This window comes from Paraciimarium castrense LEGE 11436, assembly GCF_056633055.1.
This window is the reverse complement of the sequence record NZ_JBSJOW010000001.1, coordinates 497,327-512,320: the sequence shown is the minus strand read 5'-3', so window position 1 is coordinate 512,320 and position 14,994 is coordinate 497,327. Positions and strand designations below refer to the sequence as shown.

The window sequence follows — 14,994 nt, the reverse complement described above, 5'->3', positions numbered from 1 at the left end:
ATTAACGCCGGCCAGCCCGGTAGTTTTGGGGCGCCACAGGGGTGACGGGGCCACGCAGTTCATGGGTCGCATCGTCGGCATCGACCTCGGGACCACCAATTCGGTGGTGGCGGTGCTGGAGGGCGGCCGTCCAGCGGTGATCGCCAGCGCCGAGGGCAGCCGTACCACCCCCTCGGTGGTGGGCTTCAACCGGGAGCAGGAGCTGCTGGTGGGCCAGCTGGCCCGGCGCCAGCTGGTGCTCAATCCCCGCAACACCTTTGCCAACCTCAAGCGCTACGTGGGGCGCCGCTGGGACGAGCTCGAGGAATCGAGCCTGGGCGTGCCCTACACGATCCGCGCCAACGACCAGGGCAACGTGCGGGTGGTGTGCCCAGCCACCGAGCGCGAGTACGCGCCGGAGGAGCTGGTGGCCAGCATCCTGCGCAAGCTGGTGGACGATGCCGCCACCTATCTCGGGGAGCCGGTGGAGGCAGCCGTGATCACGGTTCCCGCCTACTTCAATGACGCCCAGCGCCAGGCCACCCGCGACGCCGGCCGCCTGGCGGGCCTCAGCGTGGAACGGATCCTCAACGAGCCCACGGCGGCGGCGCTGGCCTACGGCTTCGATCGCTCCGCCGTGAAGCGGGTGCTGGTGTTCGACCTCGGCGGCGGCACCTTCGACGTGTCGGTGCTGCGGATCGCCCAGGGGGTGTTCGATGTGAAGGCCACCAGCGGCGACACCCAGCTGGGGGGCAACGACTGGGACCGCCGCATCGTGGACTGGCTGGCCGATGGCTTCCAGCAGGAACACGGCCTCGACCTGCGCCGTGACCGCCAGGCCCTGCAACGCCTCACCGAGGCGGCGGAGAAGGCCAAGATGGAGCTCAGTGGGGTCCAGAGCACGCCGATCTCGCTCCCCTTCATCGCCACGGGCTCCGAGGGCCCGTTGCACATCGAGACCAGCCTGGAGCGCCGCCGTTTCGAGGCCCTGTGCCCGGATCTGCTGGATCGGCTGCTGCGCCCGGTGCAGCGCGCCCTGCGCGATTCCAACCTGGCGGCCGATGAGATCGACGACGTGGTGCTGGTGGGGGGCTCCACCCGCATGCCGATGGTGCAGGAGATGGTGCGCACCCTGGTGCCGCGGGAGCCCTGTCAGTCGGTGAATCCCGATGAGGTGGTGGCGATCGGCGCTGCGGTGCAGGCCGGCATCCTCACCGGTGAGCTGCGCGACCTGATGCTCAATGACGTGACGCCCCTCGGTCTGGGTCTGGAGACGATCGGCGGCGCCATGAAGGTGCTGATCCCCCGCAACACGTCGATCCCGGTGCGCAAGAGCGACCTGTTCAGCACCTCGGAGGCCAACCAGAACTCCGTGGAGATCCACGTGCTGCAGGGGGAGCGTCAGATGGCCGTCGACAACAAGAGTCTCGGCCGCTTCCGCCTCTCCGGCATCCCGCCGGCTCCCCGGGGGGTGCCCCAGGTGCAGGTGTCGTTCGACATTGACGCCAACGGCCTGCTGCAGGTGTCTGCCACCGACCGCACCACGGGCCGCCAGCAGAGCGTGAGCATCCAGGGAGGCTCCAACCTCAGCGAGGAGGAGATCGCCCGGCTGCTGCAGGAGGCTGAGGAGAAGGCGGCTGAAGACCGGCGCAAGCGGGCCACGCTCGACCGCCGCAACAAGGCCCTCACCCTGATCGCGCAGGCGGAACGGCGGCTGCGCGATGCCTCCCTGGAACTTGGCCCCTACGGCGCCGAGCGTCAGCAGCGGGCTGTGGAGGTGGCCCTGCGCGACGTGCAGGACCTGATGGCCCTGGAGCAGAGCGGCAGCAGCGATGCCGGTGAGCTGGAGCTGTCGGTGAGTCAGCTGCAGGAGGCGGTGTACGCCCTGAACCGGCGCCTGCTGAGCGAGCGCCGCAGTGAGCAGGGCCCGCTTCAGGGCCTCAAGAACACCCTGGGCTCGCTCAAGGATGAGCTGTTCAGCGATGACGACGACTGGGATGACTGGAGCCGCCCTGGCAGTGACCCCTGGGCCATGGGCTCCGGCCGCTCCCGGGGCGGCTACGACAACCTGGGCTCCCCGGGCCGCAGTGACATCGATCGCGGCTACGGCGATCGCGGCTACGGTGATCGCGGCTACAACGACCGCGGCTACGGCGACGCCGGTTACAGCGACCGCAGCTACGGCGATCGCGGCGCTAGCGACAGCGCCTATTCAGACCAGGGTTATGGCGTTCGTGCTGACGAGTCGAGGGGCTACGCCAGCTCCAGTGATCGTTACCAGGACGACCCGCCGCGCAGGGCCACTCCGGCCCGAAGCCCCGAGGCCTGGGACGGCCAGAGGGATGACGATCGCGGGAACGCCACCCGCTGGGATGACGCCAGGGATGGCAGCGCCGGGGACCGAGACCTCGAGCTGAACCGGACCCGCCGGCGACCCGCCGAGCCGGCCGACCCCACCGGCCGGGGCTTTTCGCAGGACGGCTCCGCTCAGACCCGTCCTGCTGCCAGGGTGCCGGATGATGACCCCTGGGCAGACGGCTGACTCCTGTGGCAGTGCGTTCCTCGGCCCCATCGGACTACTGGGCGGTGCTCGGCCTTGATCCAGGTGCCGATCTCCCCAGCCTGAAGCGGGCCTTTAGGTCCCAGGCCAGGCGTTTTCACCCCGATCTCAACGGCAACGACCCCACGGCCGAGGAGCGCTTCAAGCTGGTCAATGAGGCCTATGCGGTGCTCTCCGATCCCCGGCGGCGGGCTGCCTGGGAGCGAGGCGAGGGGGCCGGGACCGTGGCGCCAAGTGACCCCTTTGCCAGCGGCTTTCCGAGTTTCGAGACCTACCTCGAGGCGCTCTTCGGCCAGCGGCAGCGCAGCCGCTCCGCCCCGGTGGACGATCCAGACAGCCGCTGGGAGCACGATGAGAGCGGTTTCGAAGACGAGCGCAGCGACGTCGACCCCCACGCCGATGCCAGCAGGGGCCATGCCGGCGGCCAGGGAGGGTCCGGGGGCTCCGTGACGGCCTCGCCGCCGCCGCCACCGCCGGTGCAGGCCAGCACTGATGCCGAGAGCACGGTGGTCCTCACCCCTGAGCAGGCGCTGCAGGGGGAGCGGGTGGAGCTGGAGCTCCCCGACGGCACCGCCGTGGAAGTGTGGACGCCGGCCATGGCGGGCGATGGCTGGAGGCTGCGCTTGGAGGGGGTTGTCCCCGGCGGCGGCGATCACTTTCTGCAGCTGCGGGTGCGCACGGAGGAGGGGCTGCGCATCGATGGCCTGCGGGTGCAGTTCAGCCTCGATCTCACTCCCGCCGAAGCGGCCCTGGGCTGTGTGGTGGTGGTGCCCACCCTGCGGGGTCCGGTGAAACTCACGGTGCCGCCCTGCTCCTCCAGTGGACGGCTGCTGCGGCTGCGGGGCCGGGGCATGGAGTGGGGCGACCAGCGCGGCGACCAGCTGGTGGAGGTGCGCATCGTGCTGCCGGACCAGCTGGAGGACGCCGAAGTCGCCCTCTATGGCCGCCTCCAGGAGCTCGCTGACCATGCGGCCGAGGAGGCCGCCCAGGAGCAAGCCGGGCGGTGAGAGAGTGGATCATCTGCGCCCCTCCTCACACCTCCTCCCATGCCGGTGCACGTGCTGCTCTTCGATCCCGGAACCGATCAGGAGGGCATCCATTCCCTCGAGATCAACGGCCGCACCGTGGTGCTGATGTTCGAGGCCCGCGATGACGCTGAACGCTATGGAGGCCTGCTGGAGGCCCAGGACTTTCCCGTGCCCTGTGTGGAGGCCCTGGAGCGACCGGAGATGGAGCAGTTCTGCCTGGAAGCGGGCTACGAGGCCCGCTTCGTGCCCGTGGGCTTCCTGCCCCAGAGCCCCGAGGACCGGCTGCTGATCGCGCCGCCGGAGCGGAACATGGACGTGACCAGCTGGCAGGAGCAGACCGCCGCCGTGGCCGCCTCGGAAGCCCCTCAAGGTGCGGGCCGGTCGGGCATGGATCCAGCAGTGGAGCAGCCCCCGGCTGAGCCCATCAGCAGCGGCGATCCCGAGCTGGAGGCCTTTCGTCGCCAGCTGGAGGGCCTGCTGTGAGCCCGGCCACGGCCGCCGGCCCCGATCGGGGCCACTTGCTCACCGAACAGGCCAACCCTCTCAGTTCCAGGCTCGATGAGCTGGCCACTGCCGAGCTGGTGGAGCTGTTCATCCTCAACGACCTCGAACCCCAGCGGGCCGTGGCCGCCGCCGCTCCAGCCCTCGCGATCGCTATCGAGGCGATCACCGACCGCTTGCGGGCCGGGGGGCGTCTTTACTACCTCGGGGCCGGTACCTCTGGACGGCTGGGGGTGCTGGATGCGGCGGAGTGCCCGCCCACCTTCTGCAGCCCGCCGGAGCTGGTGCAGGGGGTGCTGGCGGGCGGGGCGCCGGCCCTGCTGCGCAGCTCCGAGGGGCTGGAAGACCTGGAAGACGCGGGCCGCAGCGATCTGCAGGCTCTGGACTTCGGGCCGGGCGACTGCCTGGTGGGAATTGCGGCCGGGGGCACCACCCCCTATGTGCTCGGCGGCCTGGCCCACGCTTCGGCCATCGGCGCCCTGGCCATCGCCATGGCCTGCGTGCCCGCCGACCAGGTGCCGATGCCCTGCAGCATCGACATCCGCCTGCTCACCGGCCCCGAGCTGCTGGCGGGCTCCACCCGCCTCAAGGCGGGCACGGCCACCAAGATGGCGCTCAACATCCTCTCCACCGGCGTGATGGTGCGCCTGGGCAAGGTGTATGGCAACCGCATGGTGGATGTGGCGGTGACCAACGCCAAGCTGGAGGACCGGGCCCTGCGCATCCTGCGCGACCTGGCCGGGGTGGAGCGGGGCGCTGGCGTGGCACTGCTGGAGCGCTCGGGCGGTTCCGTGAAACTGGCCCTGCTGATGCAGGCCACCGGGCTGGAGGCCGCCGCTGCTGGCGAGGCCCTGACGGCCCATGGGCCCAGCCTGCGCCGCACCCTCGCTGCCCTGGGCGCCACGCTGGGCTGAGCAGGCCCTGCAGCGGCCGGGGCGATCAGCCGCTGAACGGCCCCCAGTAGGGGCTGGTGAACAGGTCCACGCGGCGGCGCGTTTCGGCGGGAACCTGCTCGGCCGGCGTCATCAGGGCATGGCGCAGGGCCTGGTGAAAGCTGCTGCTGGGCCGCAGCTCGCCCACCCGCTCGGCCGCCAGCCGCACGATCTGCTGGGCCAGGGAGGCATTGGAGCGCAGGTTGTCGATCACCAGCTCCACCGTCACCGAGGCGTGCTCCTGGTGCCAGCAGTCGTAGTCGGTCACCATCGCCAGGGTGGCGTAGGCCATCTCGGCCTCGCGGGCCAGGCGGGCCTCGGTGTGGTTGGTCATGCCGATCACGCCGCAGCCCCAGCTGCGGTAGAGCTCGGACTCGGCCCTGGTGGAGAAGGCCGGCCCCTCCATGCACAGGTAGGTGCCGCCACGGTGCATGTGCCGACCCGGCGGCATCAGGCTGTCGCCCACATCCGCCAGCAGGCGGCTGAGGGCGCCACAGAAGGGATCGGCCGCGGTCACATGGGCCACCACCCCCTCGCCGAAGAAGGTGAGGGGGCGCTGGTGGGTGCGATCGATGAACTGATCGGGCACCATCATGTCGAGGGGCCGGAACTGCTCCTGCAGGGATCCCACCGCCGACACCGACAGGATCCAGCGCACGCCCAGCGAGCGCAGGGCCCAGAGGTTGGCCCGGTAGGGCACCTCGCTCGGCGTGAAGCTGTGGTGGCGGCCATGGCGGGCCAGAAACACCACCTCCAGGTCGTTGATCCGTCCCAGCCGCAGGCTGTCGGAAGTGGGGCCGTAGGGCGTTTCGACGCTGATCTCGCGCATGTCCTCCAGCCCGTCCATGGCGTAGAGGCCGCTGCCGCCGAGCACGCCGAGGCGGGCTCGGCGCAGATCGGGCGCGGCACTGGTGGGGGCCTGCTCGGCAGGGGCGGGGGTGGTGGTGATGGGGGGTGTGGGCATTGGGGGCTTCGGGTGGGAGCCGCGCTCTGGCAGGCGGCGCAAACCGGCCCCATTGTCGTGCCGGCCCCATACAGTCGTGCTTTCTGCCATTCCCCCATGACCAAAGCCCTGATGGAGACGGACGCCGGCAGCATCGAGCTGGAGCTCTTTGACACTGACGCTCCGAACACCGTTGCCAACTTCACCAAGCTGGCCAAGGAGGGCTTCTACGACGGCCTTGCCTTCCACCGGGTGATCCCGGGGTTCATGGCCCAGGGCGGATGCCCCAACAGCCGCGACGGCGCCCCAGGCATGGCCGGCACCGGCGGCCCCGGCTACCACATCGACTGCGAGATCAACGGCCAGAAGCACAGGTCTGGCACCCTGGCCATGGCCCATGCCGGCAAGAACACCGGCGGCTCGCAGTTCTACATCTGCCATGAGGCCCAGCCCCACCTCGACGGCGTGCACACCGTGTTCGGCCACACCACCAACATGGATGTGGTGCAGGCCCTCAAGAACGGCAGCAAGATCAACAAGCTGACCATTCAGGACTGAGCTTGCCGCGCGATCGATCCGCTGCGGTCGCTGCCGGGCTCAGCGCCAGACCAGAAAGGCCTCGGCCTGCAGCGGCAGCCCCGCCACACCGCCCCCCTGGAGCTCCGCCAGGGGGCGGTGCTGGCATTGCAGCTGGGCGCTGGGATGGGCCGTGCGCTGGGCATCGGGGGTGAGCAGCAGCGCCACGCTTTCGGTGTGGGGCCAGGCGGCCAGCCGGCGTAGAAGGTCGCTGATGCCCTGCTCCCGCAGGCCGTCTGCCCCCCGCCCTGAACTGAGCAGCAGAGCCAGGCCGGGCTGGTTCAGCAGGGCCAGCAGGCGGGGGTGTTCCTCGCGCCCCAGCAGCAGCCCCTGCTCCAGGGCCCAGGCCTGCAGATGGTCCAGCCGCTCCGACCGGGCGGCGTCCGGTAGTCCGCCTGACTCGTCGGCGACGCCACTCCAGGCCAGCACGGCGGTGAGCCCCAGGGGGCAGCTCGGCCCGTCTCCCATCAGGTGGCCGAGCTTGGAGCGCTTCACGGCCAGGTAGGCCGCGTTGTGGGTGCCGGGATCCATCACCAGGGGCACGCGGTCCACCACCTCCAGCCCATAGCCGCCGAGGCCGGCAATCTTGCGGGGGTTGTTGGTGATCAGGCGCAGCCGCTGCACGCCCAGGTCGCTGAGGATCTGGGCGCCGACGCCGTAGTTGCGCAGGTCGGCGGGGAAGCCCAGCCGCTCGTTGGCCTCCACCGTGTCGAGGCCCGTGTCCTGAAGCGAGTAGGCCTTGAGCTTGTTGATCAGGCCGATGCCGCGGCCCTCCTGGCGCAGGTACACCACCACCCCTTCGCCGGCCTCTTCCAGCATCCGCAGGGCCGCCTCCAGCTGAGGCCGGCAGTCACAGCGCAGGGAGCCGAAGGCATCGCCGGTGAGGCACTCGCTGTGCACGCGCACCAGCACGGGGGCGGTGGCCTGGTCGGGATGGCCCTTGACGATGGCCACATGCTCGCTGCCATCGAGCTCATTGCGGTAACCGATCGCCCGGAACTCCCCGAAGCTGCTGGGCAGGGCCGCCTCGGCCTGGCGGCGCACGAAGCGCTCCGTGTCGAGGCGGTAGCCGATCAGATCGGCGATGTTGATCAGGCGCAGACCATGGCGGCGGGCGTAGGCGGCCAGCTGGGGCAGCCGCGCCATCGAGCCATCGGCATTCTGGATTTCGCAGATCACTCCGGCGGGGTAAAGGCCGGCCAGCCGGGCCAGATCCACGGCGGCTTCGGTGTGGCCCGCCCGCTTGAGCACGCCCCCCTGGCGCGCCCGCAGCGGAAAGATGTGGCCCGGCCGGCGCAGGTCGCTGGGGCGGCTGGCGGGATGGATGGCCACCTGGATGGTGCGGGCCCGGTCATCGGCGGAGATGCCGGTGCTCACCCCGTTCTCCGGGCCGGCATCGACGCTCACGGTGAAGGCCGTCTGGTTCTCGTCGGTGTTGCGATCCACCATCAGGGGCAGATCGAGGGCATCGAGGCGCTCACCCTCCATGGCCAGGCAGATCAGGCCCCGCGCCTGGGTGGCCATGAAGTTGATCTGCTCGGGGGTGGCGAACTGGGCGGCGCAGATCAGGTCGCCTTCGTTTTCGCGGTTTTCGTCGTCCACCACCACGATCGATTCACCGTTGCGGATCGCGGCGAGGGCATCGGCGATGGCATCGAAGCGGATGGCACCGGTCACGGCCGCCTCGGAGCTGGCGACGGATGGGTTGCTCAGGGCGGTCAACGGGGGCGGTCGGACCCAGGGGCCCGGTGCAATCATCCTTTATAAAGCCCGCACCACCTCTCCATCGGGGCTCAGCCATGGCCAGCACGCGCGTCGCGGTGATCGGTGCCAGCGGCTATGGCGGCCTCCAGACCCTGCGGCTGCTGCAGGGCCATCCCGGCTTTGAGGTGAGCTTCCTGGGGGGCGAGCGCAGCAGCGGCAAACGCTGGAGCGCGATCACGCCCTTCCTGCCCCTGCCGGGCGATCCGCTGGTGCAGAGCCCTGATCCCGACGCGATCGCCGCCGCCGCCGACTTCGCCGTGCTGAGCCTGCCGAACGGCCTCGCCGCCCAGCTGGTGCCGCCGCTGCTGGAGCGCGGCGTGCGGGTGGTGGATCTCTCCGCCGACTACCGCTACCGCTCCCTGGAGGCCTGGCAGGCGGCGTACAGCGCCGAGGCCGAGGCGGTGCCCCGCACAGACGCCGACCTCTGCGCCGAAGCGGTCTACGGCCTGCCCGAGTGGGAGGGCCGCCGCCTGGCCACAGCGCGCCTGGTGGCCGCCCCCGGCTGTTTCCCCACCGCCTCCCTGCTGGGTCTGCTGCCCCTGCTCAAGCAGGGCCTGATCGACACTAGCGGCATCGTGATCGACGCCAAGACCGGCACCAGCGGCGGCGGTCGCGCCGCCAAGGAACACCTGCTGCTGGCTGAGGCCGCCGAGGCGATCGCCCCCTACGGCGTGGTGGGCCACCGCCACACCAGCGAGATCGAGCAGATCGCCACCCAGGTGGCCGGCCAACCGATCCAGCTGCAGTTCACTCCCCACCTGGTGCCGATGGTGCGGGGCCTGCTGGCCACCCTCTACGCCCGCCTGCGCGACCCCGGCCTCACCGCCGAGGACTGCCGCACGGTGCTGAGCTCCGCCTACCCGGACAGCCCCTGCGTGCAGGTGCTGCCGGTGGGTACCTACCCCTCCACCAAGTGGGTGCGTCAGACCAACCGCGCCCTGCTCTCGGTGCAGGCCGACCCGCGCACCGGCCAGCTGATCGTGATGGGGGCGATCGACAACCTGGTGAAGGGCCAGGCGGGCCAAGGGGTGCAGTGCCTCAATCTGATGGCTGGGCTGGAGGCCACCACGGGGCTGCCCTTGCTGCCCTTCTACCCCTAGCTGGGCGGTTCGCCCCGTTGCCTGAGGCACGTGTTGCTGAGATCACTGATTGGATTGCAGCCCCCTGGTCAGGCAACCGAGCAGCGGCTGTGAACGGGTGGTTTAAGTAGCTGACTGCTGTGCCTGGCCGGCCTGGTTGATCCCTGTGCTGAACGCCATGGGGCGATGAACTTTCATCGTTTGCAGGGTGCTTCACCCAGGCCGCAGTTAATTTTGAGTTGTAGGCAGAAGCCGATCTTCCAGGCCGCTTGCGGGGAGGACATCATGGGCAAGCAGTTCATTCTCAGTCGCAAGCTCAAGGGGAGGATCGTTGGCACTTCGGCGAGTGACCGTGTTCGGGCATCCAAACGGTCGTTTGCCCAGCCAAAATTCTTCATCCACCGCGAGGGATCGGTGAGCCTGCTGGGAGGCAACGACAAGATCGTCAGCCGCTATGGCATGGAGGTCAGAGGCCCGATCCGCATGGGAGCTGGACGCGATGTGATCACTGGGAAGCAGGGACTGGTTGTCAATGGCTTTGACTACCAGAGAGGAAGTCTGTCCATGGGGCCTGGCGCTGACGTGATTCGGTTCCCAAAAGGGCGCATTGGTTTTGTCAATGGTAGAGACAGTCCCTGCGTCAGCATGGGAGGTGGTAACGATGGTATCAACGGACAGTCTCTTCGGATTTCTGATGCAACAGACGTTCTGATGGGTGCTGGTCATGACCAGGTTGAAAGTACAGATGGCATGCAGGTCTGGGGATGGTCGAAACTCGATATGGGCGAAGGCAACGATTCCCTGCGGGTGCAAGGGGGTCTGGTGATGGATCCAGGCTGCATCGACATGGGGCCTGGAGACGATACGGTAGACGTAGAAGGCGGTATTCAGATGTCTAGCTATGATGATTCATCCTGGTTACGTCTCGGCGAAGGGAATGATCGCTTTTCCGGCTTCGCGGCGCCACGGCCACATTTTCCACCTGAGTTTCCACCTGAATACGATGGAATCATCGACGGTGGCCTTGGTCAGGACACACTTGTTTTGCCGCAAGGGGTGTACACCATCACTCCCACCCAGGTCAGCACCTCACTCGCCTCCCTCAACGTGCAGGGGTTCGAGGCTCTGGAAGGGATCGATGGCGGGCGCTTCCCCTATCTGAGCGGCATGCTCACGGTTGATCGCAACGGGATTGCCTCCTTCGCGTCCGGCCTTGCCTAGATGAACTGCTCGGCCGTGCCGTTGGTTCCCGGGGTGTAGGGCCTGATCGTCTTCATCAACCCCAACACCTGAGCGGCTTTTCGCCAGCCGTGCGACTTGGAGGCAGGCTGGTTGTCGCTGAGCACCCGCCGGCACTCGATCCCCTGGCTGTTGAACCGGGCCACCGCCCGGCTCAGGATGCCCACCGTGGTCGGTCCCTTCTCGTTGGGCGAGCCATCGACCTACGACAGGCGGGTGGCGTCATCCACCGCCACGTGGACCTTCTCGTAGCCCGCGCTCGGGGAACTTCCCTTGCGATGGTCGCCGGTGATCCGGTGGCCGACCCGCTCGAACCGAGCGAGCCGCTTGATGTCGGCATGGATCATGTCCCCCGGTTGCTCCGACTGGTGGAGCTGCACCGGCGCTCTGGGCTCGAGGTTCCGCAGCCAGTTCAGCCGCGGTCGGCCGATCTGCCAGAGGATGCAGCGCTGGTGCCTGAGCTCCACGGCCCGCTGCTGCGGCGCACTCCCCGTCGATCCGCCGGTGCCGCCAAACCGCCTGGACGGAATCGTGCCGGCCACTTGCGGGCGGGGCGTTCACTGATGCCGTGATCCGCGGCCAGTTGAACGAGGCTCCTGCCCTCGTCGAGATGCTGCCGGATCAGGTGTTCCCGACCAATCGGTGCACCAAGGCCGTCCTGATCGGCAGCATCGCCTCGGAGGGTTCACCGGCGGCTGCCCTCTTCAAGGGCCAGAGCACGGGCGGCCAGTTGCACCCCCAGCGGCAGGATGCAGTGCTCCTGCCGTTGGATCCGGGCGGCGAGCCGTTCACGGCTGTCGTCGGCCAGCACAGGCACCGCGGCCTGGACCAGGATCCGGCCCGCATCCACCTCCTCGCTCACCAGGTGCACCGAGCAGCCGCTGAGGGTCACGCCGGCGGCGAGGGCCTGGCCCACGGCGTCGATGCCCCGAAAGCTGGGCAGGAGGGAGGGATGGATGTTCACCAGGCGGTCCGGGAAGGCGGCGATCAGGGTGGGGGTGACGATCCGCATCCAGCCCGCCATCACCACCAGATCGGCCCGGGCCTGGCGGAAGGCGGTGATCAGGGCCGCATCCAGGGCTTCACGGCTGTTGTGAACACGGTGGTCGAGCAGCTGGCAAGGCACGCCCAGACGCTCGGCCCGCTGCAGGGCGCCGCACTGGGGGTTGTTCACCACCAGCAGGCTCACCTCCCCAAGCAACCGGCCATCACGGCAGGCCGTCACCAGGGCTTCGAAGTTGCTGCCGTTGCCTGAGGCCATCACCCCCAGCCTCAGGGCCTGCCCGGTGGGGGCTGCCTGCGGATCGTGCGGTGGCAATGGCCACTGGATGCTCGGCCCGTCATCGCTAGTGTCGTGCAAAGCGGGCATCGGGTTCATGTCCCATCTCTCCATCCTGCCAACCCTGTTCCGCGACCCTGAAACGCTGGCCGCGACCCTTGAGGCTGCCGGTCTGGTGCCCCTGTGGGGTGGTGTGCTGCAGGGCTTCGCCGAGGAACGCCAGGCCGTGGTGCTGCGGGTTCACCTCAGGGGTGGTGGAACCCTGGGCTGGAGCCGCCAGCCCGACGGCAGCCTGGGCCTGGTGGGTGATCTGCAGCGCCTCAGCCGCAGCCGCTCCCTGCAGGGGCTGTTGGGTCGGCTCACCCGGGCCTACGCCGCCCGGATGGCCCTCAGGGACGCTGCCCTCCACTTTGCCGAGGCCCAGGTGAGCGTCAGCACCTGAAGTTGCCTGTGTTGTCGCCTGCCCCAGCCTGCCCTCGCTTTCAGCTCGATCTCAGCCAGCCCAGCAGCCACCTGGTGGCGGTGCGGCTGCATCACACGCCCCAGCGCCCTCAGCTGCGCTTCGCGCTGCCAGCCTGGACGCCGGGCTCCTATCTGATCCGCGACTACGTGCGCCAGCTGGAGGGCCTGCAGTTGCTGCAGGGCGACAAGACCCGCCGCCTGAGCCGCATCGGCACCAGCCGCTGGCAGGTGGAGCTGCCCAGCCTGGAACCCGTGGAGATCCGCTACCGGATCCTGGCCACCGAGCTCACGGTGCGCACCTGCCACCTCGACAGCGACCACGGCTTCCTGGCCCTGGCCGCCGTGGCCCTCGAACTGGAGGGGGAGCGCTGGAGTGCCCACACTCTGGAGTTGCGGCTGCCGCCGGAGTGGCAGGCCTTCGTGCCCCTGCCCCAGAGCCCCTCCGGGGGCTGGCAGGCGAGCAGCTTTGATCAGTTGGTGGACACGCCGGTGGAGGTGGGGCCCCACCCATGCCACCACTTCAGTGTGGCCGGGGTGCCCCACCGCTGGGTGAGCTGGGGCCGCACCCTGGCCGGCGAGGATCTGCCATCACCGGCCCCCCGCTGGCTGGCGGATGTGGAGCAGGTGTGCCTGGCCTGCTGCCGCCTGATGGGGGTGGAGCGGCCGGCCGCCGAGACCTACCTGTTCGTGCTCCACCTGAACGCCAACGGCTACGGCGGGCTTGAGCACGACAGCAGCACCGTGCTGCAGTTCGGCCGCCGGCGCCTGGCCCGGCCGGAGGGCCGCCGCAAGCTGCTGCAGCTGGTGGGCCACGAATACCTGCACCAGTGGAACGTGCGGCGGCTGCGGCCTGCCGAACTCACCCCTTACGACTACGGCCAGGCGGTGGTGATTCCCACGCTCTGGTTCGCCGAGGGCATCACCAGCTACGTGGATCAGCTCCTGCCCCACAGCGCCGGGCTCTGCAGCGCCGCTGAGGTGCTCGACGACCTCGGCACCGATCTGAGCCGCTATCTGATGACCCCCGGCCGGGGCGTGCAGAGCTTGCGTCAGAGCGGCGAGGAGGCCTGGGTGAAGCTCTACCGCGCCGATGCCGACGCCCCCAACAACCAGATCAGCTACTACCTCAAGGGGGCAGTGGTGGCCCTTGTGCTCGATCTGCACCTGCGCCGCCTGGGCGGTGGTCTGCCGGTGGTGCTGCGTCAGCTCTGGCGCAAGCTCGGCAGCGTGGGTCGCGGTTACCGGGAAGCCGATCTGCTGGAGGCCTTCGCGGCCGAGGCTCCAGACCTCCAGACCCTGTTGCCGGCCTGGCTGGAGGGCCTGGAAGACCCCCCCCTGGCCGCCTATCTGGCCGATGTGGGGCTGAGCCTCCAGCCCCGCAGCCACAGCGGTGCCTGGGTGGGGTGGCAGCTGCAGAGTGGCACAGGGGGCTTGACGCTGCAGCGGGTTTTGCGGGACTCTCCTGCGCAACAGGCTGGACTGATGGTGGGCGATGAATTGCTGGCCCTGAAGGGCTGGCGCCTGCATCAACCGGACGACGTGGCCCCATTCCTGGAGCCTGCAGCAGCTCTCGGCGCCGCGGAAGCGGGGATCCCGCTGCTCTACGCCCGGGATGGCCAGGTGAGAGCCACCCATATCAGCCCGGCCCCGCCCGCCACCGAAGGCTGGGAACTGAAGTCAGACGCCGAGGCTGATCAGGCCACCCTGGATCGCCGCCGCCGCTGGCTGTCCCTGGAGCTGCCGTGAACCTGCGCCAGCGTCCCTACCTGCTGGCCGGTATCGCGGCCTCGGGTGTGCTCCTCCTCGCCGGCATCGGCTGGCTCGCCGCCACGCTGGGGGGCGCCTCGGCGGGAGACCCCAGCCAGGCCACCTTGATGGAACTGCTGGAGGAGGTGCGCACGCCCCCCATGGCCCCCCGGCCCGGGCGGCGCAACGCCCCCTCCCCCCCCGCCCCCAGTGACTGGAGGTCGCCCCTGGCCGACGGCACCTGCGCTGGCTCGGGTTCAGCGGATTCACCGCGCCTGAGGGCCCAGCTCGATCGCCTGCGCACCGCGCCCCTGCGGCTCAGGATCGACCCCAGCAACTACGGCGCCCGCTTCAACCGCGATGCCTTCGGCAATCCCCTCGACCCCACGCCGCGGGTGGTGATCCTGCATGAAACGGTCTTCGGCATCGGCTCAGCGATCAACACCTTCCTCACCCCCCATCCCCGCGACGAAGACCAGGTGAGCTACCACGCGGTGATCGGTCTGGATGGCAAGACGGTGCTGCTGCTCGACCCCAGCTCCCGGGCCTTCGGGGCGGGGAACTCCGCCTTCCGGGGGCAATGGGTGGTGACCAATCCGGACTTCAGCGGCTCAGTGAACAACTTCGCCTTGCATGTGAGCCTGGAAACGCCCCTCGATGGCGAGGACACCGGACCCAGCCACAGTGGCTACACGCCAGCCCAGTACGACGCCCTGGCGGTGCTGCTGGCCGACTGGATGGAGCGCTTTCCCATTCCCCCCGACCAGATCACCACCCATCAGGCGGTGGACCTGGGTGGTGAGCGCATGGATCCCCGCAGCTTCGACTGGCAGGCCCTGAAGACAAGGCTCTCTGCCCTGCAGGCCTTCTGCGACCGCCCTGCTATGACGACCGCCCGCAGCTGAA

Annotated in this window: 16 protein-coding genes; 10 read left to right on the top strand and 6 right to left on the bottom strand. The window is 69.3% G+C overall.

Annotation, left to right across the window (positions count from 1 at the left end; all coding sequences use genetic code 11):
- The first annotated feature begins 61 nt into the window (after window positions 1–61).
- From dnaK to murQ, 4 genes are read left to right on the top strand one after another with little or no spacing between them, the layout of a single operon-like run.
- A complete protein-coding gene (gene dnaK / locus ACWJIO_RS02760; protein ID WP_480311236.1) occupies window positions 62–2,521 on the top strand; it encodes a molecular chaperone DnaK in 2,460 nt (819 codons plus the stop codon).
- A gap of 11 nt (window positions 2,522–2,532) precedes the next feature.
- Window positions 2,533–3,546 carry a DnaJ domain-containing protein gene (locus tag ACWJIO_RS02755; protein ID WP_480311515.1) on the top strand — a complete coding sequence of 338 codons (1,014 nt, stop codon included), beginning with the start codon at window positions 2,533–2,535 and terminating at the stop codon, window positions 3,544–3,546.
- 39 nt (window positions 3,547–3,585) lie between these two features.
- The gene (locus ACWJIO_RS02750; protein WP_480311234.1) at window positions 3,586–4,050 is read left to right on the top strand and encodes a DUF3110 domain-containing protein; all 465 of its coding nucleotides are present in this window, start codon (window positions 3,586–3,588) and stop codon (window positions 4,048–4,050) included.
- A complete protein-coding gene (gene murQ / locus ACWJIO_RS02745; protein ID WP_480311232.1) occupies window positions 4,047–4,982 on the top strand; it encodes an N-acetylmuramic acid 6-phosphate etherase in 936 nt (311 codons plus the stop codon). Before ACWJIO_RS02750 ends, murQ begins: the two co-directional genes overlap by 4 nt.
- A gap of 25 nt (window positions 4,983–5,007) precedes the next feature.
- Here the strand turns inward: murQ and mtnP are convergent, their stop codons facing one another.
- Window positions 5,008–5,964: an S-methyl-5'-thioadenosine phosphorylase gene (gene mtnP, locus ACWJIO_RS02740; RefSeq protein WP_480311230.1), complete on the bottom strand. Its 957-nt coding sequence runs from the start codon at window positions 5,962–5,964 to the stop codon at window positions 5,008–5,010.
- 96 nt (window positions 5,965–6,060) lie between these two features.
- Here mtnP and ACWJIO_RS02735 point away from each other — a divergent pair, with 96 nt between their 5' ends.
- Complete coding sequence (locus ACWJIO_RS02735; protein ID WP_480311229.1) at window positions 6,061–6,501, top strand: peptidylprolyl isomerase; 441 nt, start codon at window positions 6,061–6,063, stop codon at window positions 6,499–6,501.
- Between the two features lie 39 nt (window positions 6,502–6,540).
- Here the strand turns inward: ACWJIO_RS02735 and ribBA are convergent, their stop codons facing one another.
- A complete protein-coding gene (gene ribBA / locus ACWJIO_RS02730; RefSeq protein WP_480311227.1) occupies window positions 6,541–8,241 on the bottom strand; it encodes a bifunctional 3,4-dihydroxy-2-butanone-4-phosphate synthase/GTP cyclohydrolase II in 1,701 nt (566 codons plus the stop codon).
- Window positions 8,242–8,318: 77 nt separating this feature from the next.
- Here ribBA and argC point away from each other — a divergent pair, with 77 nt between their 5' ends.
- The gene (gene argC / locus ACWJIO_RS02725) at window positions 8,319–9,383 is read left to right on the top strand and encodes an N-acetyl-gamma-glutamyl-phosphate reductase (RefSeq protein ID WP_480311226.1); all 1,065 of its coding nucleotides are present in this window, start codon (window positions 8,319–8,321) and stop codon (window positions 9,381–9,383) included.
- Between the two features lie 165 nt (window positions 9,384–9,548).
- Entirely contained in the window at window positions 9,549–10,583 is a 1,035-nt protein-coding gene (locus tag ACWJIO_RS02720; RefSeq protein WP_480311224.1) for a hypothetical protein, read from the top strand.
- Here the strand turns inward: ACWJIO_RS02720 and ACWJIO_RS02715 are convergent.
- The 4 genes from ACWJIO_RS02715 to purN form a co-directional block, all read right to left on the bottom strand.
- The gene (locus ACWJIO_RS02715) at window positions 10,580–10,768 is read right to left on the bottom strand and encodes a hypothetical protein (RefSeq protein ID WP_480311223.1); all 189 of its coding nucleotides are present in this window, start codon (window positions 10,766–10,768) and stop codon (window positions 10,580–10,582) included. The genes ACWJIO_RS02720 and ACWJIO_RS02715 overlap by 4 nt on opposite strands.
- Window positions 10,769–10,804: 36 nt before the next feature.
- Window positions 10,805–11,068, bottom strand: coding sequence for a hypothetical protein (locus ACWJIO_RS02710; protein WP_480311222.1), 264 nt, complete (start codon window positions 11,066–11,068; stop codon window positions 10,805–10,807).
- Window positions 11,014–11,184 (bottom strand): hypothetical protein, encoded by a 171-nt coding sequence (locus tag ACWJIO_RS02705; RefSeq protein WP_480311514.1) that lies wholly within the window; start codon window positions 11,182–11,184, stop codon window positions 11,014–11,016. The genes ACWJIO_RS02710 and ACWJIO_RS02705 overlap by 55 nt, the downstream gene beginning before the upstream one ends.
- A gap of 102 nt (window positions 11,185–11,286) precedes the next feature.
- Window positions 11,287–11,970, bottom strand: a complete 684-nt coding sequence (gene purN / locus ACWJIO_RS02700) for a phosphoribosylglycinamide formyltransferase (protein WP_480311220.1) — start codon at window positions 11,968–11,970, stop codon at window positions 11,287–11,289.
- A gap of 7 nt (window positions 11,971–11,977) precedes the next feature.
- Between purN and ACWJIO_RS02695 the strand changes: the two genes are divergently transcribed.
- From ACWJIO_RS02695 to ACWJIO_RS02685, 3 genes are read left to right on the top strand one after another with little or no spacing between them, the layout of a single operon-like run.
- Window positions 11,978–12,322: a DUF1257 domain-containing protein gene (locus ACWJIO_RS02695; RefSeq protein ID WP_480311218.1), complete on the top strand. Its 345-nt coding sequence runs from the start codon at window positions 11,978–11,980 to the stop codon at window positions 12,320–12,322.
- 11 nt (window positions 12,323–12,333) lie between these two features.
- A complete protein-coding gene (locus tag ACWJIO_RS02690) occupies window positions 12,334–14,088 on the top strand; it encodes a M61 family metallopeptidase (RefSeq protein WP_480311216.1) in 1,755 nt (584 codons plus the stop codon).
- Window positions 14,085–14,993: an N-acetylmuramoyl-L-alanine amidase gene (locus ACWJIO_RS02685; protein ID WP_480311214.1), complete on the top strand. Its 909-nt coding sequence runs from the start codon at window positions 14,085–14,087 to the stop codon at window positions 14,991–14,993. Before ACWJIO_RS02690 ends, ACWJIO_RS02685 begins: the two co-directional genes overlap by 4 nt.
- Window position 14,994: the final 1 nt, after the last annotated feature.